The 21,689-nt window shown below is 37.2% G+C and carries 26 protein-coding genes and 1 other annotated feature; of the genes, 18 read left to right on the top strand and 8 right to left on the bottom strand.

The window, feature by feature from the left end:
* Positions 1-109 precede the first annotated feature (109 nt).
* Entirely contained in the window at positions 110-769 is a 660-nt protein-coding gene (locus tag MKY94_RS19425) for a hypothetical protein (RefSeq protein ID WP_342577633.1), read from the top strand.
* A 289-nt stretch (positions 770-1,058) separates the two neighbouring features.
* On the top strand, positions 1,059-1,805 hold the full coding sequence (locus MKY94_RS19420) for a creatininase family protein (protein WP_342577632.1): 747 nt from the start codon (positions 1,059-1,061) through the stop codon (positions 1,803-1,805).
* A 94-nt stretch (positions 1,806-1,899) separates the two neighbouring features.
* On the opposite strand, the gene MKY94_RS19415 is transcribed toward MKY94_RS19420, so the two are convergent.
* The 6 genes from MKY94_RS19415 to MKY94_RS19390 form a co-directional block, all read right to left on the bottom strand.
* Positions 1,900-2,925: a PTS sugar transporter subunit IIC gene (locus MKY94_RS19415; protein WP_144539199.1), complete on the bottom strand. Its 1,026-nt coding sequence runs from the start codon at positions 2,923-2,925 to the stop codon at positions 1,900-1,902.
* Between the two features lie 237 nt (positions 2,926-3,162).
* On the bottom strand, positions 3,163-3,993 hold the full coding sequence (locus MKY94_RS19410; RefSeq protein WP_144539201.1) for an energy-coupling factor transporter transmembrane component T: 831 nt from the start codon (positions 3,991-3,993) through the stop codon (positions 3,163-3,165).
* Positions 3,965-5,698 (bottom strand): ABC transporter ATP-binding protein, encoded by a 1,734-nt coding sequence (locus MKY94_RS19405; protein ID WP_342577631.1) that lies wholly within the window; start codon positions 5,696-5,698, stop codon positions 3,965-3,967. The genes MKY94_RS19410 and MKY94_RS19405 overlap by 29 nt, the downstream gene beginning before the upstream one ends.
* Positions 5,699-5,716: 18 nt before the next feature.
* Positions 5,717-6,274 carry an ECF-type riboflavin transporter substrate-binding protein gene (locus MKY94_RS19400; RefSeq protein ID WP_144539205.1) on the bottom strand — a complete coding sequence of 186 codons (558 nt, stop codon included), beginning with the start codon at positions 6,272-6,274 and terminating at the stop codon, positions 5,717-5,719.
* 45 nt (positions 6,275-6,319) lie between these two features.
* The gene (locus MKY94_RS19395) at positions 6,320-7,177 is read right to left on the bottom strand and encodes an S-adenosyl-l-methionine hydroxide adenosyltransferase family protein (RefSeq protein ID WP_154312108.1); all 858 of its coding nucleotides are present in this window, start codon (positions 7,175-7,177) and stop codon (positions 6,320-6,322) included.
* A gap of 73 nt (positions 7,178-7,250) precedes the next feature.
* Positions 7,251-7,523 (bottom strand) — a binding site (T-box leader).
* A 65-nt stretch (positions 7,524-7,588) separates the two neighbouring features.
* Positions 7,589-8,137, bottom strand: coding sequence for a GNAT family protein (locus MKY94_RS19390; RefSeq protein WP_342577630.1), 549 nt, complete (start codon positions 8,135-8,137; stop codon positions 7,589-7,591).
* Between the two features lie 753 nt (positions 8,138-8,890).
* Here MKY94_RS19390 and MKY94_RS19385 point away from each other — a divergent pair.
* Positions 8,891-9,340: a GNAT family N-acetyltransferase gene (locus MKY94_RS19385; RefSeq protein WP_340845003.1), complete on the top strand. Its 450-nt coding sequence runs from the start codon at positions 8,891-8,893 to the stop codon at positions 9,338-9,340.
* A gap of 84 nt (positions 9,341-9,424) precedes the next feature.
* On the opposite strand, the gene MKY94_RS19380 is transcribed toward MKY94_RS19385, so the two are convergent.
* Positions 9,425-9,901 (bottom strand): nucleoside 2-deoxyribosyltransferase, encoded by a 477-nt coding sequence (locus MKY94_RS19380; RefSeq protein ID WP_342577629.1) that lies wholly within the window; start codon positions 9,899-9,901, stop codon positions 9,425-9,427.
* A 106-nt stretch (positions 9,902-10,007) separates the two neighbouring features.
* Here MKY94_RS19380 and MKY94_RS19375 point away from each other — a divergent pair, with 106 nt between their 5' ends.
* Positions 10,008-10,562 carry a histidine phosphatase family protein gene (locus tag MKY94_RS19375; protein WP_154312111.1) on the top strand — a complete coding sequence of 185 codons (555 nt, stop codon included), beginning with the start codon at positions 10,008-10,010 and terminating at the stop codon, positions 10,560-10,562.
* 28 nt (positions 10,563-10,590) lie between these two features.
* Here the strand turns inward: MKY94_RS19375 and MKY94_RS19370 are convergent, their stop codons facing one another.
* Positions 10,591-10,890, bottom strand: coding sequence for a YiaA/YiaB family inner membrane protein (locus MKY94_RS19370; RefSeq protein ID WP_144539219.1), 300 nt, complete (start codon positions 10,888-10,890; stop codon positions 10,591-10,593).
* 302 nt (positions 10,891-11,192) lie between these two features.
* Here MKY94_RS19370 and MKY94_RS19365 point away from each other — a divergent pair, with 302 nt between their 5' ends.
* The 14 genes from MKY94_RS19365 (at position 11,193) to MKY94_RS19300 (ending at position 21,663) form a co-directional block, all read left to right on the top strand.
* Positions 11,193-11,879 (top strand): GNAT family N-acetyltransferase, encoded by a 687-nt coding sequence (locus tag MKY94_RS19365; protein ID WP_342578706.1) that lies wholly within the window; start codon positions 11,193-11,195, stop codon positions 11,877-11,879.
* Between the two features lie 214 nt (positions 11,880-12,093).
* Positions 12,094-12,939 carry an alpha/beta hydrolase gene (locus MKY94_RS19360; protein WP_342577628.1) on the top strand — a complete coding sequence of 282 codons (846 nt, stop codon included), beginning with the start codon at positions 12,094-12,096 and terminating at the stop codon, positions 12,937-12,939.
* Positions 12,932-13,546, top strand: coding sequence for a kinase (locus MKY94_RS19355; RefSeq protein WP_144539225.1), 615 nt, complete (start codon positions 12,932-12,934; stop codon positions 13,544-13,546). Before MKY94_RS19360 ends, MKY94_RS19355 begins: the two co-directional genes overlap by 8 nt.
* Position 13,547: 1 nt before the next feature.
* Positions 13,548-14,105: a cysteine hydrolase family protein gene (locus MKY94_RS19350; RefSeq protein WP_144539227.1), complete on the top strand. Its 558-nt coding sequence runs from the start codon at positions 13,548-13,550 to the stop codon at positions 14,103-14,105.
* A 198-nt stretch (positions 14,106-14,303) separates the two neighbouring features.
* Complete coding sequence (locus MKY94_RS19345; protein WP_342577627.1) at positions 14,304-14,816, top strand: GNAT family N-acetyltransferase; 513 nt, start codon at positions 14,304-14,306, stop codon at positions 14,814-14,816.
* Between the two features lie 434 nt (positions 14,817-15,250).
* Complete coding sequence (locus MKY94_RS19340; RefSeq protein ID WP_151112248.1) at positions 15,251-15,679, top strand: hypothetical protein; 429 nt, start codon at positions 15,251-15,253, stop codon at positions 15,677-15,679.
* 48 nt (positions 15,680-15,727) lie between these two features.
* Positions 15,728-16,507: a hypothetical protein gene (locus tag MKY94_RS19335; protein ID WP_151112250.1), complete on the top strand. Its 780-nt coding sequence runs from the start codon at positions 15,728-15,730 to the stop codon at positions 16,505-16,507.
* A gap of 68 nt (positions 16,508-16,575) precedes the next feature.
* Positions 16,576-17,349 (top strand): hypothetical protein, encoded by a 774-nt coding sequence (locus tag MKY94_RS19330; protein WP_342577626.1) that lies wholly within the window; start codon positions 16,576-16,578, stop codon positions 17,347-17,349.
* Between the two features lie 61 nt (positions 17,350-17,410).
* Positions 17,411-18,370: a hypothetical protein gene (locus MKY94_RS19325; RefSeq protein ID WP_342577625.1), complete on the top strand. Its 960-nt coding sequence runs from the start codon at positions 17,411-17,413 to the stop codon at positions 18,368-18,370.
* A 154-nt stretch (positions 18,371-18,524) separates the two neighbouring features.
* Complete coding sequence (locus tag MKY94_RS19320; RefSeq protein WP_342577624.1) at positions 18,525-19,562, top strand: hypothetical protein; 1,038 nt, start codon at positions 18,525-18,527, stop codon at positions 19,560-19,562.
* Positions 19,563-19,747: 185 nt separating this feature from the next.
* Positions 19,748-20,233: a DUF2243 domain-containing protein gene (locus MKY94_RS19315; RefSeq protein WP_340863886.1), complete on the top strand. Its 486-nt coding sequence runs from the start codon at positions 19,748-19,750 to the stop codon at positions 20,231-20,233.
* Positions 20,234-20,235: 2 nt separating this feature from the next.
* On the top strand, positions 20,236-21,048 hold the full coding sequence (locus MKY94_RS19310; RefSeq protein WP_342577623.1) for a cytochrome c oxidase assembly protein: 813 nt from the start codon (positions 20,236-20,238) through the stop codon (positions 21,046-21,048).
* The gene (locus tag MKY94_RS19305; RefSeq protein WP_186318199.1) at positions 21,045-21,200 is read left to right on the top strand and encodes a hypothetical protein; all 156 of its coding nucleotides are present in this window, start codon (positions 21,045-21,047) and stop codon (positions 21,198-21,200) included. Before MKY94_RS19310 ends, MKY94_RS19305 begins: the two co-directional genes overlap by 4 nt.
* Before the next feature lie 19 nt (positions 21,201-21,219).
* Positions 21,220-21,663, top strand: coding sequence for a DUF2512 family protein (locus MKY94_RS19300; RefSeq protein WP_154312121.1), 444 nt, complete (start codon positions 21,220-21,222; stop codon positions 21,661-21,663).
* The last annotated feature ends 26 nt before the right edge of the window (positions 21,664-21,689 follow it).

Here is a 21,689-nt window from a genome sequence, read left to right as displayed (position 1 = left end):
GAGCTATGAGACTATTGATTGAAATTTAACCTATTCATGCTATTGGCCGAGTTGTCTCTTTTACGAATTGTATATATTGATAGTAGAAATTACAGGGAGGAGGATAGAAATGAAGATAATGCAAATTGACTTGTGGATATCTAACTATGAAGAAACAGTCGCTTTTTATCAGCATACATTGGAGCTTCCTTTAAAGTCCTGGAATGAGACAGAGGCTACATTTCAGGTCGGAAATAGTGTACTTAAACTAATAAAGGATTTGGAAGCGAGGAATTATTACTACCACTTTGCATTTAATATCCATGCTAATATGTTTCAAAAGGCCAAATCGTGGCTTCAAGAACGTGTTACTTTATCGACAGAGGATGGGGAGGATGAGGTAGAATTTGCCGGTAGATTTAAAGCGACATCCTGCTATTTTGAGGATCCTGCAGGGAATATAGTAGAATATATAGCAAGAGATGGTATTACCCCATCATCGGAATCCACACATTTTTCCACACGAAACGTTATTGAAATTAGTGAAATTGGGTTAACAACAAAGAACATCCTTAATAGTGCTGAGCAAATATTACATTTAGGTATACCTCCCCAAGATGGAAAAATAGTAGACGAGGTAGATTATTTGAACTTCATGGGCGAACAAGAAGATGGAGCATATATCCTGCTTGGACCAGTAGGAAGAACGTGGTTTTTTTCACACAAAAAATCAATTGAATCGCCAGTAACGATCTATACGGATAGAGGTATAATCAGTAATCTTTTGTAGATGATACCTGCTAGCAATAGCAAGTGGTAATACAATTAATCTCTAGTTCCTTTTCTAGTTTAAAAAATCGTATAATACGTTTATGTGTTAAATTTAGTCAACTCAAATAAGTAATGAAATAAAAGGTATGAACATATAGAAGAGAACAAAAAATACTTCATAAATTGATTTTCCTATTGGCTTACGTTCAGTGGGGTAATTGATAAGCTATCATTACAGCAATCGTGTCATTTGTCATGGTTTATCAGTTGCTCTGCTTATACATAAAATAGATTAAAAGGAGAAACCCATGTTAAGTTATAAAAATTCAACTAAAGAGATCAAGGACAGCGGTACAGAAATAGCAATCATATCGCTTGGGGCAACGGAGCAGTTTGGCCCATATTTGCCCATGCACTTAGATACATTAATAGCAGAAGTCTATGCTAATTCCTTTGGAGAAGCTTTACAGGCGTATGTGTTGCCAACTATACCTTTTAACACCTCTGAAGAACATGCCAACTGTATAGGAACTGTTACTGTTAGTCCTAACATTTTGACAGCTATGATTGAAGAGATAATTACAAATTTACATAGACAAGGTTTTAAAAAATTTGTGATTTGTAATGGTCATGGAGGAGCCTACTGGGAATCAGCATTCGTAAAGTATATTAATTTTAAATATCCAGAGTTGCTCGTCATTACTACTCATCGACATTTAGCATGGGAAGAGGCCTTGAAGGAAGCGGGGATAGAAGGACTTAATGAGACTCATGGAGGTCTGTTATCTGTTTGTACAGCCATGTGGCTTTGTCCTGAGTTAGTAAAATTAGAATCCATGGGATCGGACGTTCCTACAGAAAACAATAAATTTGCCGATTATATTTTCTGGGACAAGCTAACTGCGGATGGATGTTGGGGGAAATTTGAAAAGGATCATTACACCCCTGAAGAGCTTGCTAATATAGGGGAAAAATTTTGGACAACGTATATTTCTAAAAGAAGTGAAAAGCTAAACTCCGTAATGGAGGAGGCATATAGAAGGAAAATGACTTAAAACGGGAGAAAGAGAGGAGACCACTTTCTAACGAAAATATTTTTCTTTCCTACCAATAAAAAAGGTCATGACAAGTGGTCATGACCTTTTTCTATTACTGAACTTCCATATGTAAATCTCCAGTTTTAGCTAATCCTCGTGCTTTTAACAAATGATAAGCGGTCAAAGAAATAACTGCAGGTAAAATTACACCTAATACTATATACATTAGCAATACTCCAATTCCTTGGTTTGCTAGAACATTTAGTGGAGCAATAAATGAATTTAGCCCGAGCCCAGCTAATGTGTAAGGTACCTCAAAATTAAATAATAAAATAGCAATTGGAGCGCAAATCACAGAGGATAGAAACGGACCTATTACTAAGCATGGATTTTTCACCAAATTTGGAACTTGTACTTTAGGAGTTAGGAATGATTGTGCAATGTTGGCTCCTAAATCATTTTCTTTAAAGGACATAGCTGTCCATCCTGCAAATTGAGCTGTACATCCTATTAATGCTGCAGCACTTGAAACTGGATCCAGCTGTAAGGCAATGGCAATTGCTGCGGAGGAAGCAGGCGACATAAGAAAAATACTCCAAACGAGAGCAATAACAATAGATCCAACCAGAGGTGACCCTGACACAGAGCTTGCTATAAATCGACTTAATTGTTCTAAAAGAGGAGTAGTTACAGCGGCCAAGCCGACCCCGACAACCCCGCCTATAAGAATTGCTGCAAAAGGAATGGCTAGCATATCCAGTTTTGTTTTCCCTGCAATACGTTTTCCGACCCATATAGCAACAATTGCTGCTAATACTGCACTAATCGGTTGCCCTGTTGTCAGAACCCAAATTCCATCTTGGAGTATTAAAGCATTGGCCCCTATAGTACTACAAGCCATAGCACTAAAAATAACTAATGTATTACCACCGAGCTGATAAGCGATACCTGCCCCTATCGCGGGAGCAAGCATCAATTGAGCTGTTTTCCCAATAGCTGTAAAACCATCCCAGCCTGTAAACGTACCAATTGTCTCGATAAGTAGTCCAATTCCTAATGTTACAAGTACGGCATTTGCAAGTCCTTGTGAGCCTTTATACATTCGATTGATTAAGTACGTCTTAGTTGCCTGTTTCATAGTGAATCCCCCTGATTATATAATATATCGCATGAAATATATTGTTGAAAAAGAAAAAATAAAAAGTCCTTAATGGACTACAGCAATACATTATATTTGAATAACAAATAAATGTTATTCTAAACCGTTAAATTGTTATAATATTAATATAATTTTTATATACAGTCAATACTTATTTTCAGATAAAATAATAAAGAAAAGGGCTACCTTTAAGAGGTGGCCCTTTTCAATCGGATTTTATATAAATGGATTATAAAATCGTCCATTATTTATAAAAATAAATAAAACCATTAATAAAAATAGCATGAAAGATAACAGAATAGCTATTAAATCTCTTCTTCTGAACTCTTTTAAACTGAACCAAGATCTTGTTTTAAATTTCCCAAAACCTCGCAGATCCATTGTGTTACTGACAGTTTCTATTCGCTCTAGGCTAGAGAAAATAAGCGGCATTATAATAGATCCAGCATTTTTAATACGGGTATATAATCTTTCGTTGCGAGACATGTCCACACCGCGTGCCTGCTTCGAACGAGAAATTGTTTTAAAATCCCTTTGTATATCTGGGATATAGCGAAGGGCAATAGAAACAGAGTAGGCAAGACGATAGCTTACACCAATTCGGTTTAATGAGGCTGCGAACTCACTTGGATGTGTAGTGACTAAGAACAAAAGAGCGGGAGGGATGACGGCAAAATACTTCAATGTAATATTAAGCTGATAAAATAATTGCTCCTGCGTTAGTGAGTAACGTCCCAGAGATCCTGTGAGTGGATGGGAAGTGCCGTAAATAGTTGTCCCATGCTGGGGGGCAAACAAAAATATAGCTATATTGTTTAACAATAAAAAGACTAAGATGAAACCGAGGACGAAGCTGATATCCTTTAATTTAATATCGGATACATAAAACAATATAAAGCTCCCAAGTAGCAACACCATTAACACTCTTGTGTCATAGGTTAACATAGCTGCAGTGGACCAAAGCAGAAAACATATCAGCTTGGTGGAACCTGTCAGGCGATGGATAATAGAATCACGGTCAAGATAGCTTAGCAGTTCGTTGCCCATTAAAGCGCACCTCCCGATCGTATTGTATAAATTGCTCTACAAAATCAGAGGGATGCTCCATCTTGAGCTGTTTTGCAATTTCGTATAAGGAGGATTCTTTTAAGTTTGCCTCCTGGATTAAGGTAGGGTTAGATAAAATATGTGCAGGGGAATCATCGACTAAAATTCTTCCGTTTGATAGGACAATGGCTCGATCTGTGTATTCCGTCATTAGGTGCATATCATGGGTGATTAGTATAATTGCTGTACCATTTTTCGCTAAATTTTCTAAGAACATCATTAACTCTGTAGTATGCTTGTAATCCTGCCCCGCAGTTGGTTCATCCAATAAAATAATTGGAGGTTCCATTACAAGGATAGAGGCAATGGATAAACGTTTTTTCTGCCCATAGCTTAAAGCAGCAATTGGCCAATTTCTCAATGGGTACAAACCACAAATTTTTAATGTCTCCTCCACACGTCTTCTCGTCTCTTTATCGGATAACTCGAATTGAGCAAGCCCAAATGCAACCTCATCAAGGACATTTTGTTTTGAAAACATATGATTTGGGTTTTGCAGAACAAAGCCTACGCGATGTGCACGTTCCATTATAGAGTCGTTAATCGCATTGAATCCTTCAAAATAAATAGTACCTTCTGTAGGACGTTCAAATCCACAGATAAGAGAGGAGAGTGTAGACTTACCGGTTCCATTTGCTCCAATAAGACTGATCATTTCACCTTTATGTAATTGAAAGGAAACATTTTTAATAATGTCTAGGCCGTTCCCATAGTGGAAGCTAATATTATCTAATGTCAGTACAGGCTCATTTTTAAAACCTAACTGAATAGGCGAGCATCTTGCATCACTAAATGCTTTTAGTTTTTGATGAAAGGAATCATTCACGATGGAGTCTACCTGAGTTAGGTTAATCTGATCATTCAGTTCACAGCCGGCATATTTCAAAGCTTTAATATAGAGTGGCTCTCGTATCCAGTTATCCGTCAATAATGACCCTGCCAGAAGCTCATTAGGGGTACCATCCGCTATAATACGACCGTGATTCATTAATATAATACGGTCGATAGGCTCAGACAAAACATCCTCTAGTCTATGCTCGACAATAATAATCGTTTTATTAGAATCCACTTGAAGCTGGTGAATTAGCTTCATTGCATCCTTTCCAGATGCCGGATCAAGGTTGGCAAGAGGTTCATCAAACAAAAGAATATTAACGTCATTTACTAAAACACCAGCAAGAGCGACGCGCTGTTTTTGCCCGCCGGAAAGTTCATGAATTCGAGAGTTTATGTGCTCAGACATTTTTACTAGTGCAGCGGCTTTTTGAACACGTTCATGCATCTTTTGCATAGGAACTGAATTATTTTCCAAAGCAAAGGCTATATCCTCTCCAACTGTAAGGCCGATAAACTGTCCATCTGTGTCCTGTAGAACAGTCCCTACTTCCTGCGAGATAGTAAATAGATCAAGTTCCCTTGTTTCTTTTTCTTGAATGGTAAGATTTCCTGTAATTTCACCTTTATAAGCAAAAGGAACAAGCCCGTTCAAGCAATGAACGAGCGTGCTCTTTCCGGAGCCAGATGGTCCAACGATTGCTACTTTTTCTCCTTCATAAATTGTTAAATTAATGTCATGTAAAGTAGGCTCGGATTGACTATTATATTGAAAGCTAAAGTGTTTAAACTCGATGACTGGCTTTTTCATGTGAATCTCCTTATCTACTTATTCCTCGTAGCTCAGGCTTCCTTTTTTGGTTCTTGTCTTTGCATAAGCAGTAAGCAAGAGTGTGCCAAGTATTGCAACAGTACCAATATTAGAAATAGCGGCTACGATTCCTTGTGTAAATACCTTGTTTGCAGGCTCTGCATAAATGATAATATCTAGTAATGGAGCTACTAAAGCCCATGCAATAGCCTGAACTATGATTTGAACGATATTAAATAATATAATATGCTTTTTACCAAATTCTCCATCCTCAAAAGAAAACCTTTTAAAATATAACCCGATACCTAATCCTACAATTGCGGATGAAATGACCCAGCTCCACCAAATAGAACCGTAAGAAGTAAGGTCGTTTAAAGCATGACCAAATAACCCGACAAATAAACCTGCTATTGGTCCAAAAATAGCTGAAATAAGTGCTAGAAAACCATAGGATGTTTGAATCGTTGTGTTCGGTATTCCTGTAGGGACTGCTGCAAATTTGGCTAGTATCAAGAACACCGCCGTTCCAATACCTATCGCTACAACAGTCTTTGTTGAAAAGATAGACTTTTTCATTCTTCATTTCTCCCCGTATTTATATTTTTAAACCAGTCATCCTTGTTAATTGATTGCAATAGCAGCTTTTCGAATAGTTATTTCTGTGCTAGAACCAGTGAGAACTTGGTAGGTATCGGCAAAGGAACCTTGGTTTAATGCAATTCCGATATTATCCAGAGAATTCACGTACATGAGAGCTTCTCCGATCCCTGCCGCAGCGAAGGAGCGACCATAGGTGACTATTCCCTCATAAACAAGTTCTCCGTCTATGGTGAGAGAAACTTCAAAGGCATCTCCATAGGTAACGTCCAGCTGTTTAAATTGAAGTCGGCGAATATTGGTCCAGAGATTGCCGAACGGTCGATCAATGACGTCAATAACACCCGTAATGCAGTTATCTTCAATAATTGTTTCCTTAAGTGGTAGCTCCACGATAAGAGAAAGGGGGATAGATGGTCCAATATCCTCCAAACTTATTTCTCCTGCTGCTAAACGCGCTCCTGTATAAGCAAATATATCTCTACCATGAAATGTATGTGATTCTCCAGATTTTGGTAGGCGATTCTTGCTTTCATCAATTTCTCTTACTTCTTTAATACCAATAAATCGGTTAACGTGCGTTAATGTCCCATTGTCCGGAGTGACAATATACTGATCCTTCACTGTTTTCACAACTACACTTCTTCGATCTGATCCAACGCCTGGGTCTACTATGGAAACGAACACTGTGTCACTTGGCCAATAGTTGATGGTTTGTAGGAGACGATAGGATGCCTCCCAAATATTGTACTGAGGAATCTGATGAGTTAAATCGAATAACGGCAGCCCACGCTTCACGCTATTGGCTACCCCATGCATAGCGCTTACTGCCCCGTCGTTAATACCAAAATCTGATTGAAATACTAATAATCCCTCTGTCATGTTTAAACACTCTCCTTATTATTTTTGTGGAGGAGAGCGAATTAAAAAACTCGCCCTCCTCAATCATTGGATTGAAAAGGACGAGATACTCGTGTTACCACCTTTGTTCACTGCTTACTCACATAAGCAGCCTCAGCAGTGCAGAATCCTATTAAGATGGATCCTAGACTGTGGTGTGGATAACGGGTACCAATCCCGCTAGCATCTCAGGCGCAGGTAACTAACTGCACGTTCAATGTAGTGCTCAGAGGCCATTGTTCAAATGGTGTTTTCTGCTTCTTTTCAGCTACCGAAGCTCTCTATGGAGAAATCTACCCATTTTACTTTTTCTCTTCATCGCATTAACTTATTATAGAGAATTTACAATTAATTCTGATAACTGTCAAGTGTTTTTTAGTACTTTATGATGGGCTATAAAATTGTTGCTTGTGTCTTTTCCCATTCTTCTCTTAAAATACCCATTCGAATGGAGTCATAGTAAACACCATTATATAAGCGTACTTTGCGAATTCGCGCCTCCATTGTCATACCAAGCTTTTCTCCAACCCGAATCATCCGTTCATTACCTGACCAGGTGGTATAGCCTACTCGGACAAGTGGCATTGTGGTAAACAGGTGATTCATCCAAAGTTTTAAAGCACGTGTGCCAAGTCCCTTACCCCAGCTTGGTGCCTCATGGAAACCAATACCCATTTCAAGCCATTTAGAAGGTTCATGTTCCCAATAATATGACACGATACCACGTAATATTCCATCTACCTCGATACCCCAGAACCTTTCGCTGTCTACATAGGTATCTGCTTTTTCCATAAATACATCATAAGGAGTTGGTTTATATTCATAGTAAGGAGCATCCCATTCTTTCCACTCTGGCTTCTCGTCCTTACACATTAATTCCCAAAGTCTAGGTATATCATTGTATTTAATTGGTCGGATCATTAACTCTTGATCTTGATACATTCTGTTTCCTCTTTTCATTTTTAGTTATGTTTTCATCTGTTTGTTTGATAAGAGAATTTATTATTTATCTACTTTTCAATCACCATTAAATTGTTTTTCATTTAAACCACTCCCTTCATTACTAATAAAATATGTTGAGATAATTTCATTATCAATCACGCACGTACAAAGAGAAAGAACATTCGGGATATATATAAAGTATAATAATTTCCGCTTTAGTCGGACGCTTTCCGTGGGGTGAGCGATAAGCCATCACCGGCGCTGTCGCGCACGTTGTGATGTCTTATCTGTCTCACTGATCCCACAGGAGTCGCCACCTGTCGCTACAATCAGAGGTGGTGTGGAACTAAGAAAGTTAGATGATAATCTAACTTAGCTATTTAAGCTATTAGTTATATTCCATTTATAAAGGCAGGAACTATAGATGCCGATTTCCGCTTTAGTCGGACGCTTTCCGTGGGGTGAGCGATAAGCCATCACCGGCGCTGTCGCGCACGTTTGTGATGTCTCATCTGTCTCACTGATCCCACAGGAGTCGCCGACTGTCGCTACAATCAACATAGAGAATAATATTTCATTCGTGTTTTTTGTAATGATTATTTTTTATGTCCAATTCAATTATATGTAAATTTTAGAAAAATGAAAAAATATTTTGTGCTATAATATTGTTACTTTAATGCAGAGAGGGGATAGTTCTATGTTTTGTATATTTACTTTGTTAGAGGTGAAATATCTAAACTAAGGAGAGTCAAAATGAAATTAGAAACAGAGAGATTAGAAATTATCCCCTGTACACAAGGATCTGCTCAAATAGCAGTGGAGCAGAGTTATGACAACGGTCCACAGATTTCCATGTCATTAGAAATGCTAAAAGCAGATGCTACGTCATTGGGGTGGGGTACATGGCTGGTAGTAGAGAAAAGAAATGGCAAAGTTATTGGGGATATCGGTTTTAAAGGGAAACCAGATGCAGATAACCAAGTTGAGGTAGGCTATGGCTTTTTAAAGGAATATTGGAACAAGGGATATGCGACAGAGGCAGTGGGTGCAATTATGCAGTGGGCTTTTGCAACTGGCTTAGTGGAAGTGATCATCGCGGAAACACTCCTTGATAATTATGGTTCTATGAGAGTGCTAGAGAAGCTGGATATGAAAAAAGTAGAAACTAGTGAAGAAATGGTCAACTGGAAGCTAGTGAAGTAAAATAAAAAATCCTGTGTGGAAGCACAGGATTTTTTATAAAAAGTTCAATCTCGTGTGGAAATAAATATTAGAACTATATATGTATCAGTTTCTCAATGCTCTGCCTAGCTCCTCGATCGAGCTTACAATGACCCCATTTTGCTTAATCAATCCGATGACAAACAGATTGCGATACATAAATTGATTTTCTGTTCCATCTGCTATTAAAGCTTCAATTTTTTTCGTGTTCTCTCTACCTTGCTGGCGTGTATCAGTATAAAGAGCATAAATAGGGCGATCTAACATTGAGAACGCTCCAATCTCTGCTGCAACTCCAGAATCTATTTCCACTCCATCAATCACTGCAACTAAAAAGTCACTTTCCTTTAATGCCTCGATATCTGCACTTGCAATAAGCAAGCTATCTGCATAGGCCATTTTGTCATTGATGGCTGCGTTTTCTTGTGGCACATATAAGTCAACGCCCGGTAGTGAGGCACGAATCTCCTTTGCAACAAGTTCGTTTACTAGGCGATCCCCTAGACCAAATAATCCATTTGCTAAGTAACCTTTTTTCATCATTCATCCTCCTTTTCCAACTTTCATTGTAGGCAATTTTCGAAGATATGCATAGAGGTAGAGGAAATTAGGATGGTCTAATAGAAATATTAAGGAGGGGGAATGACATATGAATAACAAGAGAATTTATTTTATTAGACATTGTAAGGCAGAGGGACAGGAGCCGACTGCTGCTTTAACAAAAGATGGGTTGGAAAGTGCAAAAAACCTTGTGGAAATTTTAAAGGCTTTCCAAATTGACTATCTCATTTCTAGCCCTTATGAACGGGCGATACAAACGATACTGCCATTTTCTCAGGATACTGGCTTGCCTCTCCATATTCATGAAGGGTTAAGCGAGCGTGTGCTTAGTAAAGAGCCTATGGATGATTGGCTAGAGAAACTGAAACGTACCTTTTTACATAAAGATCTTAGCTTTCCTGGAGGAGAGTCTAGTGACGAAGCGCTAAATCGTATAAAAGAGGTCATCAATGAAGTGATAGGAAGGGATGACGTGACTAACGTAGCAATTGTATCTCACGGAAATATCCTTGCTCTTCTCTTCAATCATTACGATAATACCTTTGGTTTTGATCAATGGCTTCAAATGAAAAACCCTGACATCTTTTTGATAGAAAACAACATATTACAACAAGTGGAACTAAAAGAAATCCTGTCTAATTAAAGGCAGGATTTCTTTCGTGTAGTATTTTTTAAGCTTCTTTATTGCTAGAAGAACTAGAAGGAATTCGGATGTTGCTCATTTGACGCTCCTGTTCTTGCTCCGCGATGATATCGTTGTCCTCTGCATTATCGCGCGTTACTTTTTGAGTAAGAATAGCACCAACAGCCACTAAAATCATTACTGCAATATAATATCCTTTTTCATTAAGCTGCAAATTATCTGCATTATAAAGACCAATACTAAACATAACAACCCCTGCAAATAACGTGAAATAAGCTAGCACTGTAAAAGCCATCGTATTTCTTCTTCTATACCTCTTTGTGTTCATGACAAACGCCCCTTTGTATTGGTTGTAATTGTTATTATATGAATTATATTCTAGCATGAATGAATAATAGTGTAAAATATTCTAAAGTATAAGATAATTGTTAGAGATAGATATATTAAAGACAATTTTCACTATAATTCTACTTCTATATAAAACAGTTAGAGAGCTTGCGGTATAAATAAAAAATAAAGGAGAAAAAAATGGAATTCAGGATACCAGAATTTTCGGAAATACAGACACTAACATCTAGAATAAATACTATTCAATCGTTACCTAGAAATCCCATGGGAGCACGGATATTGGTGAGAGGTAATACTCATGCCTTTGCAGTAAAACATATTCCAGGACCAGCCTTTAACACGGTTAGGGGTATTAATGATCAGGATTTAGATTACTTAGATGAAATTTTTCACTTTTATAAGGATCATGCTATTTCGTTTCGAATAGAGGTTACTCCACAAAATAGTTCCGAGTCATTGTTTCTCAGGCTTTCAGAAAAAGGGTTTTATCAATCCGGCTTTCACGCTTCTTTTTTTAGAGTTGCTGACAATATAGATAGCTTTAGCAATCCATCTTCTATAGTGGTACGTCCTCTTCAGAAGGACGAATTTGACTTGTTTGCTGCGATTTATGTAGAGGCCTTTGGTTTACCTGCTTCTATACAAGATGGCATAAAGCAAAACAACCAAGTTTTATATGATGTACCGGGCTGGGAGTTTTACTTAGCGCTTCGACATAATGTTCCGATTGGCATAGGAGTTATGTATGTGGAGGGGGAGCTTGCCACGTTGGCAGCAGCTGCTACTCTACCAGATTATCGAAGTTTGGGAGTGCAACATGCCTTGCTGCACAAGCGAATAGAGAAAGCTATCGAAAAAGGGGCAAAATACATTACTAGTGAGGCTGCCTTTGGGAGTGTTAGTCATAGGAACATGGAACGGATTGGTTTGAAGCTCGCCTATACAAAGGCTTTCTGGACAAAGCGCTAGGATTATAGAAGTGAAAGTAGAATTTTTGAGGTTCTCGCTTTATATATAACTGCTACTAGGATTATGTAAAATTGAATCAGATGCCTGTTTGGAAGAATTAGAAACGAAAAATTAATCCACAGTGAAGAAAGGCTGACGATTAATGACAGCTGCTGCTTTTATAAGAAATATACTAGGGATAGTTTTATTTCCCTTATCCCTTTGGAATCTATCGATGAACCAAAAAAATAAAATGACTCCTCCGGGGAAAATAGTTAAAACAGAAAACTCAAGTGTGCACATTATTAAATCAGGTGAGGGGCCAGTCACTGTTATTTTGGAGGCGGGATTAGGTTCTCTCTCTATTGATTGGTGCCAAATTCAGCCGGAAATTTCGAAGCGTGCCAAAGTCTTATCCTATGATAGAGGAAATTACGGATGGAGCCAATCGACTAAAAAGTTTCTCACGGCTATTGATCACGTAGAAGAGTTAAAGGAAATATTAGTAAAGGTAGACCTTGCTCCACCTTATTTGTTAGTAGGTCATTCCTATGGTGGGCTAATCATGAGGTTGTTTGCAAGTATGCACCCTGAACAAGTAAAAGGTTTAATCCTTGTTGATTCCGTACATGAGAACCAATATATGCCTGGCAATCAAAACAAAGGGTTTAAACATAAGGTTACATTCGGATATGTTATTTCCTTAACTGGCTTCCCGAGATTATTAAAACAAAAGGTAGGACGAAAATTTTTAACTGGTGAATACCAGCGGTATTTAAATTACACGGGGTATACTCTAGGTGCGTACCAAACGATATATCAAGAATATAAGGATAGCCCTATTTCAGCGCAACAACTAAAAGACTCAGCAGCTATTCATAAGGATATTCCGGTAGTTGTCATTAGCTCCAACAATTCCACTAAACAATGGAAGGAGCAACAACTTCTATTAGCGAAACTGACATCGAAAACAGAGCATATTCAAACGGATAAGGGGCATTCCATCCACTTGGAGGATCCTACTGTAGTCACGGACACTATTTTCAAGCTGTTGGAAAGAGAGGCTACAAGTCATGTTTGATATAAAAATGGTTATTTCTGAGATAAAGAGCTTAAGCCGCCCTTTTCTTTTGGGCATAGATGGGTTAAGTGGAGCAGGAAAGACTACCTTTACGAACGAGTTAGTAAAGGAGATAGAGAGAGCAGGACATCGAATAGTAGTAATTCATCTAGATGATCTAATAGAAGAACGAATACGTCGATACAATACTGGAAAGCCCGAATGGCATGAATACTATCATTTACAATGGAATGCTTCAGAGATTCAAGAGAAACTGTTTACGGCTGTTCATCAGAAAGAAAAATTACTTCAGCTTAAGTTTTATAATGCGCATGAAGATCGATGCTATTTGAAAGAGGAATCTATAGAGAATTGTACGGTTGTTTTGATAGAAGGAATATTTCTTCAGCGTAAGGAATGGCGTTCCTTTTTAGACTATGTTATTTACTTGGATTGTCCGAGAGAGCTTCGAAATGAACGGATTTTAATAAGAGAATCCTATACTGGTGACTTGAAGGAAAGAATAAATAAATACGAAAGGAGATATTGGAAAGGAGAAGAATATTATTTAAAAGAAGTAAATCCAATAGAACAGGCAAACATTATAATCAAGAATGGGGAGAAATAGTATGAAGCAAGCATTATTAGTGATCGATGCACAGCAAGATTTAATAGAGGGAAATGAGCAGGAGAAAAGTGTTTTTCAAAAGGAACTGCTAATAGAAAACATTAATCTTGTAATATCAAAAGCTTTGGATGCAGATGCTCAAATTATTTTTGTTAGAGACTTGGATATTGCAGAAGGTAAAGGGGCAGGGTTTGAAGTGCACCAAGCAATAGACATACCTACTGAAGTCACTTTTTTTAATAAAAAGGCAACTAATGCATTCTATGGTACTGGACTAAAAGAATACTTAGCGAAAGAGAATATTCAACATGTAGTCATTGCGGGATGTTCAACAGAGCATTGTATAGATACGGCTGTTAGAACTGCAACGGTAAATGGCTTGGACGTTACTTTAGTTGGCGATGGACATTCGACCGCTGACTCTCCTGTTCTTTCGGCAGAGCAAATTATTAAACATCATAATAAAACTCTACATGGACATTATAATGTAGACAATTTTTCTGTTGTAAGAAATGCAGAGGAAGATCTATTTACACCGACACACGATACTTATAGATAAAAAAAGTAGCTCTTCCCAAATAGGGAGGAGTTTTTGATAGGTAAGATAAGATATTTATGGGTAAGTTCCAAATCGGAAAAATAGGTTCTCAAAAGCTGTATCCTCGCTTTTCTTTTCTAAATTTAATAAAAGGGAAAGAAGAGTCTTCTGGAGAATGAGTAAATATCTAAAGATGTATATCTAATTAGGAGGATTGTTATGTTTAATGAGGTGAAAATAGAGCAATTAACATCTACCGAAGAACATATGGAAGAGCTGTCTGAGTTGCTAATACAAGTCGTTGAAGACGGTGCTTCCATTGGCTTTTTACCTCCACTAGAGTTAGCAGATGCAATGGGATATTGGGAGGATATACTGAAACCAGAAGTACTGTTATTTGTGGCTAAGAGGAACAACCGAATAATAGGTAGTATTCAATTGCATCTTTGTAGCAAGCAAAATGGCCAACACCGTGCCGAAATAGCTAAACTTATGACTCACCCACACTACAGACGAAGCGGTATAGGGCGTCAGTTAATGTTTAAGGCTGAAAATAGAGCTCTGAGAGAAGGAAGAACTTTATTAGTTCTGGATACAAGAGAAGGTGACCCATCAAACAAACTATATACATCACTTGGTTACATCCAAGCTGGTAAAATTCCTTATTATGCTGAGTCAGCGGGAGGAGAATTCCACGCTACTGTGTTTTATTACAAAAAGATAAATGAATGAAAATACTGGAATTGATTAAACTAATACCTAGCTATCCCTTGCTTATCATTACACTATAGAAGGTAAAAGGTAACGCATGCTATGAAATAGCATGCGTTTTTTATATTACTCATAAAACTTTAGGCTCACATAAAGTGAAAAATTTAAATAAAAATAGAGAAAAAGGGTATCTTTTTACCTGTTTAATAGGTCGTAAAACAACTTAAAATGACTATCTTTGTAGAAAAGTCAGAAGTTTCAGAGAATGTATTGAAACGAAATACAACGAAAGTATAATTATGGTTATCTTCTGTTACGAAATAATTATAAGTTAACTAGAAGTGGTGTAAAAAATAATCTTATTACCTATAAGAAAGAGAGATGATAGTTATAAAGAATTATGTAAGCGCAATTTGAACCATGTAGTTAAGCGCTACTAGAAAGGAGTGCCAACTATGAAAAAAAGAGCAATAGGATTTATTTTAATATTTTCTGTATTACTTGGTTCCAGTACTATTTACGCTAGTGGCATTCCAGAGGCTAGCTTCTCAAAATGGTATGGACATGCTTTCAAGAAGGAAAGTGAGATTTTTAAAGAAGTTACCATTTCTGGTCTCAAAGAGATTGGAAGAGAAGTTAATAATTTCTTACAAGAAACGAAAGAGAATGTTACTAGTTCAATCACTTTCTTTGTAAATGAAGAAATAGATAAAACCAACTCTCGATTGGCAGAGCAAGAAAAATCAATACAAGAAGAATTGCAAGCAACTGTTGTTAATCTGGAAAATGCAAACTTTGATAATTATCCTGATGAACAGAAAATGAAAGAAGAAATTAATGCAGAAGTAGAAGTTATTTTAGAAGACCTACTAAATGAATTATAAGTTTTGTATAAAACAAAAAATAGTATCTATAGAAAAGGAAGTCTATCAATGAAAAAAACAATAAAACGAAAAGTAGTAGCAGGAGCGGTTGCAGTAGCATTCTTATCAAGTACTGGGGTAGCTTTTGGGGCAACAGACGCAGGAGCTGGTATTAAAAGCTGGTATGATTCGCAATTTAGAAAAGCCACTACTGAGGTTGCTTTCGAGACAGCGAAGCATTCTATAAATAAGTTCGGAGAATTAAAGAGTGCTACTACAGGCTTGAAGCAAGAAGCCAGCACAGATATAAATTCTACGAGAGATACCGCTACTACTAATGCAACGGATGGGATTAAAGCAGAAAGTAAAAAATATATTGACTCCGTGAATGATAAAAAAGTAGAAATACAAAATAATATAGATAGCCAATTTATGAAAATTGAAAAAGACGCTAATGCAGCTTTAAAAGTTACAAGTCTTGGGGCAAAGAATCTGGCTGAATATGATTTGAAAAGTCATACAGGCAAAGAGGGCCAAGCAGCGTTAGCATATGTAAATAAAGAAATTGATAAAACTACAAATGCTGCAATAACGGATTTGGAAACAGAAATTCGTGCTACTAAATCCTATTTACAAGGTCTGCTAGATACGAAGAGTGATGCAACAGTTGAGAAAATTAATAAAGCAGTAGACGATGAGATTACAAGGATAATTGGTTTGATTACTGCTAAAACAGAGCAATTAGTTGCAACTCATCAAGCAGCTATTAACAATAAAGCGGCAGAACTAGAGGCGGCTTCTAAATTGAAGTTAGAAGCGCGTGTAAAAGAGCTAATTAACGAAAAGTAAGCAGATTGACATAATCCTGTTAATTTATATATTCACAAAAAACTATAAAAACTAAGGGAGATATTAAAATGAAATTATTGAAATCAGTTAAAGGTAAAGTAATGGTAGGAACAATCGCAGTAACACTATTTGCAGGAGCAGGAGCAGCATTTGGAGCTTCAGATGCTGGAACTAAACTAGGTGGTTGGTTTACAGGGCAATTTAACCAATCAAAAGCTGATTTAAGTACTAATGTAAATGGCTATGTAGGAACAAAGGTAGCTGAGACATTGCCAAAATATAATGCGATGAAGGCTGGAACTACCACTACAATTGAGAATGAGCGTAAAACTTCAACTGCTACAGCGAATGCTAATATTGATAAAGACCTAAATGAGCACAAAGATGCTTTAGAAAATAAAAGAAAAGAATTAGTAAATTATACTAACACAGAATTCAATAAAATTTTTGAGGCGGAAAAGAAAAAACTCCATGATCTTGGTGTACAGGCAGCAAGACAAGCGCAATCTGATATGGATGCACACACGTCAGAAAAAGGAAAAACGGCTCTAGCTACATTAAATACGGAACTCGAAGCTACTACAGAAAGAGCAATTGACGATTTAGAAGCAGCAATTGAAGCAGCTAAATCTAATTTGCAGGGTAATTTGAATAGCAATGTAGAGGCTAAAACTGCTGATCTTAAGAAAGTAGTAGATCAAGAGGTTAAAGACTTCCTTCTTTGGGCTCAAGGAATGGCTAACTTTTCAGCACAAGAGCAAACAGACTTAATTGAAGCAGCTGCAAAGAAATTTGAACAGGATGCTAAAGCTGATATGGCAGCACTAGTTGACGGGATTTGATAACAAACTATAGGAACCTCTTTCTCAAGAGGTTCTTATTCTTCAAAATGGAGGCATCAACATGGTGAGTAGAGTAGAGAAGTATAAGAAAAAGAGACGAATTAGAAAAAGTGTTTTAATAGTAGCGGCTCTATTTTTAGTTCTTACATTTGGAACAGGGCTAAATAAAGCTTTAGCGGATTTAGATGTACAAACGTTATTAACCAATTGGTTCAATGAGAAGCAAAATGAGTCTGTAAAAGACATTGAAGGTGCTGTCGCTTCTGAAACAGATCGACTGATGAGAGGACTTGGAGAAGATTTAGAGCAAGAAATGACTAAAGCTCAACAAGACTTAGTAAATTTCACCAAAATTCAAAAAGAGAGCCGTATTGCTGCATTGCAGTCATACGCACAAGATTTAAAATCTAGTTTGAAAATAGACAATTCGGAACAGGAAGCTGCTATCCTAGCAAATATCGACACAATCGTTGCTCAAGCCAAGGCTCAAATGGATGGTCAGGCATCGGAGTTAAAGTTGTTGCCAGTTCCAGTTATACATCCAGTAGAAGCTTCTAGTCCAATTCAAACAACACCAGCTCCAAGTAACGAAGGTAAAGAAAATTTATCGCAACCCACTCCTCCTGATGTAACCCCTGAGAAGGACGGTACCGATGAGGCTATATCAGAAAAAACGGAACAGCCTAAAGCTGAAGTTAAGGCTAAAGAGGCAGAGCCAGTGATTGTGGATGTTTATACTATCACGGATTGGTTTGCAATGCCGAGTGTACAAAATGTTACAGTGGAAGAGGTAGAAATCCCAAATGGTGTGTTTTCGATAAATAGTACATTTTCCGATATATTAATGAATCCAAAGGCAGCAGATGCCATGAGAAGTATTCTTCGTGGAATTGAAAAGCATCCACATTTCGCTGAAATCCAATATAAGACAATAGATGAAATGTCTCGTATTTGTCCTTCGCTATTTAATGAGACCATTTTATATATACTAAACAAATCGCTTGTTCAAATACAAATATAATGAGATAGCGAGTACCAGGTTGATCAACAACTGAATTTGTTGATGAATCTGGTACTCATTTTATTTTGGAGTAAAAATAATTACTTTTAAAAATAAAATATTTGCTTTTAAGAGTAATTTAGTTTACCATATAAAGTAACTGAGGAGGGATGATATGGAAGAGATACGACTGAATGTCGCTTTGCTTAGAAGAAAAGTGCCTAACTTAACGACAGCCGCTAAATCCATTGGGATTCGCCCGGCTACTGTTTCTAATTTATGTACAGGGAAGATTGATTTGGGGAAGGCGGAGGTTAAAACACTTGTTGGTTTAGCTTCATTGGCTAATTGCACGGTAGATGAATTGATCATACGGGGGGAGAAGAAACATATGATTGAGACACAAATTAAAGCATTGGACTTTTTTGCACCACTAGTAAAGGAAGGGACAATTGGATTAGTGGCTAGACCGGGGATGGGACAGCTAGTAATACTAGCAGAGCTAATGCATCGTTTTAAGGAAAGTAATCACACTTCTGTGTTTTTATTGCCGCAAAAAGAGCATAGTGAGCTAGAAGGGACAAAAGAGCTAGCAGATTATATAACTACTTCTGTTGAAGATGCATATGAAAAACTTTCAGAGATAACTGGAGATATTATCTTTATCACAGATAGAAGCTATATTATCTCTGGAGAACTATTGGATTTACAGGAAAAAATTATTTCAGAGAATATAGATGGAATTACAACCATTTTAGTGGATTTATCAGGAGAAGTAGTAGATGAAGAGATGCCTTTTGGACCTTTGGAAACAGTGTGGCAGCTAGATGCAGATCTTGCAACTCGTCATATGTATCCTGCTCTACATCCTATCTATTCGACCTCATCCGTAATGGAGGGGACAGATGTTGACCAACGTCATTTTGGTTTAAGACAGCGTGCACAAAAGCTACTGAGACGCTATAGAGAATTACGTTCTATTGTCGCTGTGCATGGAATTCAAAAGCTTCCAGAAGGTGAACTAGCAACATATGAATGCGGAGAAAGGTTAGAGGCATATTTTACTCAGCCATTCTATGTTGCCGAAAAATTCACGGGTCCAGGAAAAGCTGTTTCAATAGAGCAAACTCTAAATGATGTCGAAATGATTTTAGAAGGAAAACAAGATCAAGTAAGCGTTGAAGAGTTAAAGTTTGTAGGTAGTTTAAGTTAAATAAAAGCAAAGATGTGAATGAAATAGCATTCACATCTTTTTTGGTGTGACAAAAAGTATGCGGCTTAATGTTCAAGACACTTGAAGGGAAACTGAGTGAGCCTTGACAAGCAGTTTGTTTAAGAACTACTTTTCAGGGAAAAACTTAAACTAAATTAGACTTTTCAAACTAAAAGGAGGACGCTATGGCCACGCTAAAAAGTAATGCGCTTAATAAGGAAAATCAAAGGCATTATTCTATCAAGAATATGTGGACGGGAATACTATTTGGATTAGGGGTAGTTGCCTTTATAGACGAAGTAATTTTCCATCAACTTTTACATTGGCATCACTTTTATGATAAATCTACCACAGACATTGGACTTGTCTCAGATGGCATATTTCACGCTTTTAGTTTCTTTGCTACCGTGGGCTCAGCATTTCTTATGGCAGATCTTCATCGCCGCCAAGCATTTTGGCCAAAAAGATGGCTAGGAGGGATATTCTTGGGGGCAGGTGTTTTTCAACTGTATGATGGTACCATTCAACACAAGCTCATGGGCTTACATCAAATTCGATATAACGTGGATATTTTACCTTACGACTTAGTGTGGAATATAACTGCAGTTTTAATGATTGTAGTAGGTATAGTTCTGTTAAAGCAAACGAGTAAAAAAAGTAGAGGTGAATAGTATTGCATGATCATCCTCATCAAACTAGTTTAGATTTTGCTCAAATAATACTTGGAGCACCTTTTGTACTTCTCCTGCTTTTATATTTAGTCGCTGTATATAAATCCAATAAAAGTAAAAAACGATGGCCGAGACGTCGAACATTGTTATTGATCACGGGAATTATTCTTGCTCTTCTATCAGTAACAGGGCCACTTGCAGAGCGGGCGCATACGGACTTTGTAGTGCATATGATTGGTCATTTGTTTTTAGGGATGCTATCCCCGTTATTGATAGCGTTAGCAGCACCAATGACACTGTTCCTAAGAACCCTACCTGTAAAGGCTTCAAGAAAAATAACTAGCTTACTGCGAACGAAATTTGTTCACTTTTTTCAAAATCCTATTGTTACCTCTATATTAAATATTGGTGGGCTTTGGTTATTATACACTACACGTTTATTTGAACTGATGCATGAAAATATATTGCTCCATATCGTCATTCATATACACATTTTTCTAGCTGGATATCTTTTTACAATTTCTATCCTTTATATTGACCCAACACCGCATAGAAAAAGCTATATTTACCGTTCTGTAGTCTTTATATTTGCTCTAGCTGGTCATGCAATCCTGTCCAAATTTATTTATGCAAATCCTCCGGTTGGTATTTCCAAAGTAGAAGCGGAAATAGGAGGCATGATTATGTATTACGGTGGGGACGCTATTGAGATAGGATTAATTATCATTCTTTATTACCATTGGTTTAAACAAACTCGTCCTAAAGTTGAGATAATTAATCCTAAACCTATAAATGGAAAAGAGGAGCTAATATGAAGGGGAATAACGCAAAATATACAGTGGTTGGAACTGATATCGAAGAAGTAAAGAGGAAAAACGCCAATTCTGGTTTATCCTACAATGAATTAAATGAATTAATAGCAAAACAAGCGAAGGATCCTAAAACATATAGTCAAAAATCTACTTAAATGAAAGGCTGTGGAATAGTTGTATTTCAAAACGTTTCTCATTAAGTTAATTATGACGACTGCTATCATTTGGATCGTACTGGGCGGGTATTATGGGGCTAATCTATTGGGAGTCTTCATTATAAGCATCGTTTTGACGGTTTTAGGTTTTATAGGAGATATATTCTTAATGCCTAGGCTAGGTAATATATTAGCGACAATAGGTGACTTTATACTTGCACTTGGGTTAGTTTGGTTAATGGGCATTTACTTATTCGACCCTTCTGTGCCAGTAGGCAGAGCTGCTTTTATAATTTCTCTTCTATTGATGGTCGGTGAGATGTATTTACATCAATACATTAAGCTGCATATTTGGGAGCCTAGAATAATGAATCCAAGAGACAAAGCAGGATATTACCAACGAACAGATACACAATTGGAATTTGCAAGAGCGTTTAGTAAAGAGGATTTTCAGAAAAAGTAAAAGAAAAACGTATATTTCATCCCTAC

The sequence above is a fragment of the Psychrobacillus sp. FSL K6-2843 genome (assembly GCF_038626375.1).
Lineage (GTDB): Bacteria > Bacillota > Bacilli > Bacillales_A > Planococcaceae > Psychrobacillus > Psychrobacillus faecigallinarum.
The sequence above is the reverse complement of the archived record's forward strand: the minus strand, read 5'-3'. Positions and strand labels throughout refer to the sequence as shown.

What these genes read in the sequence shown, in the direction of transcription:
- MKY94_RS19425 (WP_342577633.1), top strand. Translation starts at nt 110, where the DNA reads ATGAAGATAATGCAAATTGACTTGTGGATATCTAACTATGAAGAAACA.
- MKY94_RS19420 (WP_342577632.1), top strand. Translation starts at nt 1,059, where the DNA reads ATGTTAAGTTATAAAAATTCAACTAAAGAGATCAAGGACAGCGGTACA.
- MKY94_RS19415 (WP_144539199.1), bottom strand. Translation starts at nt 2,925, where the DNA reads ATGAAACAGGCAACTAAGACGTACTTAATCAATCGAATGTATAAAGGC.
- MKY94_RS19410 (WP_144539201.1), bottom strand. Translation starts at nt 3,993, where the DNA reads ATGGGCAACGAACTGCTAAGCTATCTTGACCGTGATTCTATTATCCAT.
- MKY94_RS19405 (WP_342577631.1), bottom strand. Translation starts at nt 5,698, where the DNA reads ATGAAAAAGCCAGTCATCGAGTTTAAACACTTTAGCTTTCAATATAAT.
- MKY94_RS19400 (WP_144539205.1), bottom strand. Translation starts at nt 6,274, where the DNA reads ATGAAAAAGTCTATCTTTTCAACAAAGACTGTTGTAGCGATAGGTATT.
- MKY94_RS19395 (WP_154312108.1), bottom strand. Translation starts at nt 7,177, where the DNA reads ATGACAGAGGGATTATTAGTATTTCAATCAGATTTTGGTATTAACGAC.
- MKY94_RS19390 (WP_342577630.1), bottom strand. Translation starts at nt 8,137, where the DNA reads ATGTATCAAGATCAAGAGTTAATGATCCGACCAATTAAATACAATGAT.
- MKY94_RS19385 (WP_340845003.1), top strand. Translation starts at nt 8,891, where the DNA reads ATGAAATTAGAAACAGAGAGATTAGAAATTATCCCCTGTACACAAGGA.
- MKY94_RS19380 (WP_342577629.1), bottom strand. Translation starts at nt 9,901, where the DNA reads ATGATGAAAAAAGGTTACTTAGCAAATGGATTATTTGGTCTAGGGGAT.
- MKY94_RS19375 (WP_154312111.1), top strand. Translation starts at nt 10,008, where the DNA reads ATGAATAACAAGAGAATTTATTTTATTAGACATTGTAAGGCAGAGGGA.
- MKY94_RS19370 (WP_144539219.1), bottom strand. Translation starts at nt 10,890, where the DNA reads ATGAACACAAAGAGGTATAGAAGAAGAAATACGATGGCTTTTACAGTG.
- MKY94_RS19360 (WP_342577628.1), top strand. Translation starts at nt 12,094, where the DNA reads ATGAACCAAAAAAATAAAATGACTCCTCCGGGGAAAATAGTTAAAACA.
- MKY94_RS19355 (WP_144539225.1), top strand. Translation starts at nt 12,932, where the DNA reads ATGTTTGATATAAAAATGGTTATTTCTGAGATAAAGAGCTTAAGCCGC.
- MKY94_RS19350 (WP_144539227.1), top strand. Translation starts at nt 13,548, where the DNA reads ATGAAGCAAGCATTATTAGTGATCGATGCACAGCAAGATTTAATAGAG.
- MKY94_RS19345 (WP_342577627.1), top strand. Translation starts at nt 14,304, where the DNA reads ATGTTTAATGAGGTGAAAATAGAGCAATTAACATCTACCGAAGAACAT.
- MKY94_RS19340 (WP_151112248.1), top strand. Translation starts at nt 15,251, where the DNA reads ATGAAAAAAAGAGCAATAGGATTTATTTTAATATTTTCTGTATTACTT.
- MKY94_RS19335 (WP_151112250.1), top strand. Translation starts at nt 15,728, where the DNA reads ATGAAAAAAACAATAAAACGAAAAGTAGTAGCAGGAGCGGTTGCAGTA.
- MKY94_RS19330 (WP_342577626.1), top strand. Translation starts at nt 16,576, where the DNA reads ATGAAATTATTGAAATCAGTTAAAGGTAAAGTAATGGTAGGAACAATC.
- MKY94_RS19325 (WP_342577625.1), top strand. Translation starts at nt 17,411, where the DNA reads ATGGTGAGTAGAGTAGAGAAGTATAAGAAAAAGAGACGAATTAGAAAA.
- MKY94_RS19320 (WP_342577624.1), top strand. Translation starts at nt 18,525, where the DNA reads ATGGAAGAGATACGACTGAATGTCGCTTTGCTTAGAAGAAAAGTGCCT.
- MKY94_RS19315 (WP_340863886.1), top strand. Translation starts at nt 19,748, where the DNA reads ATGGCCACGCTAAAAAGTAATGCGCTTAATAAGGAAAATCAAAGGCAT.
- MKY94_RS19305 (WP_186318199.1), top strand. Translation starts at nt 21,045, where the DNA reads ATGAAGGGGAATAACGCAAAATATACAGTGGTTGGAACTGATATCGAA.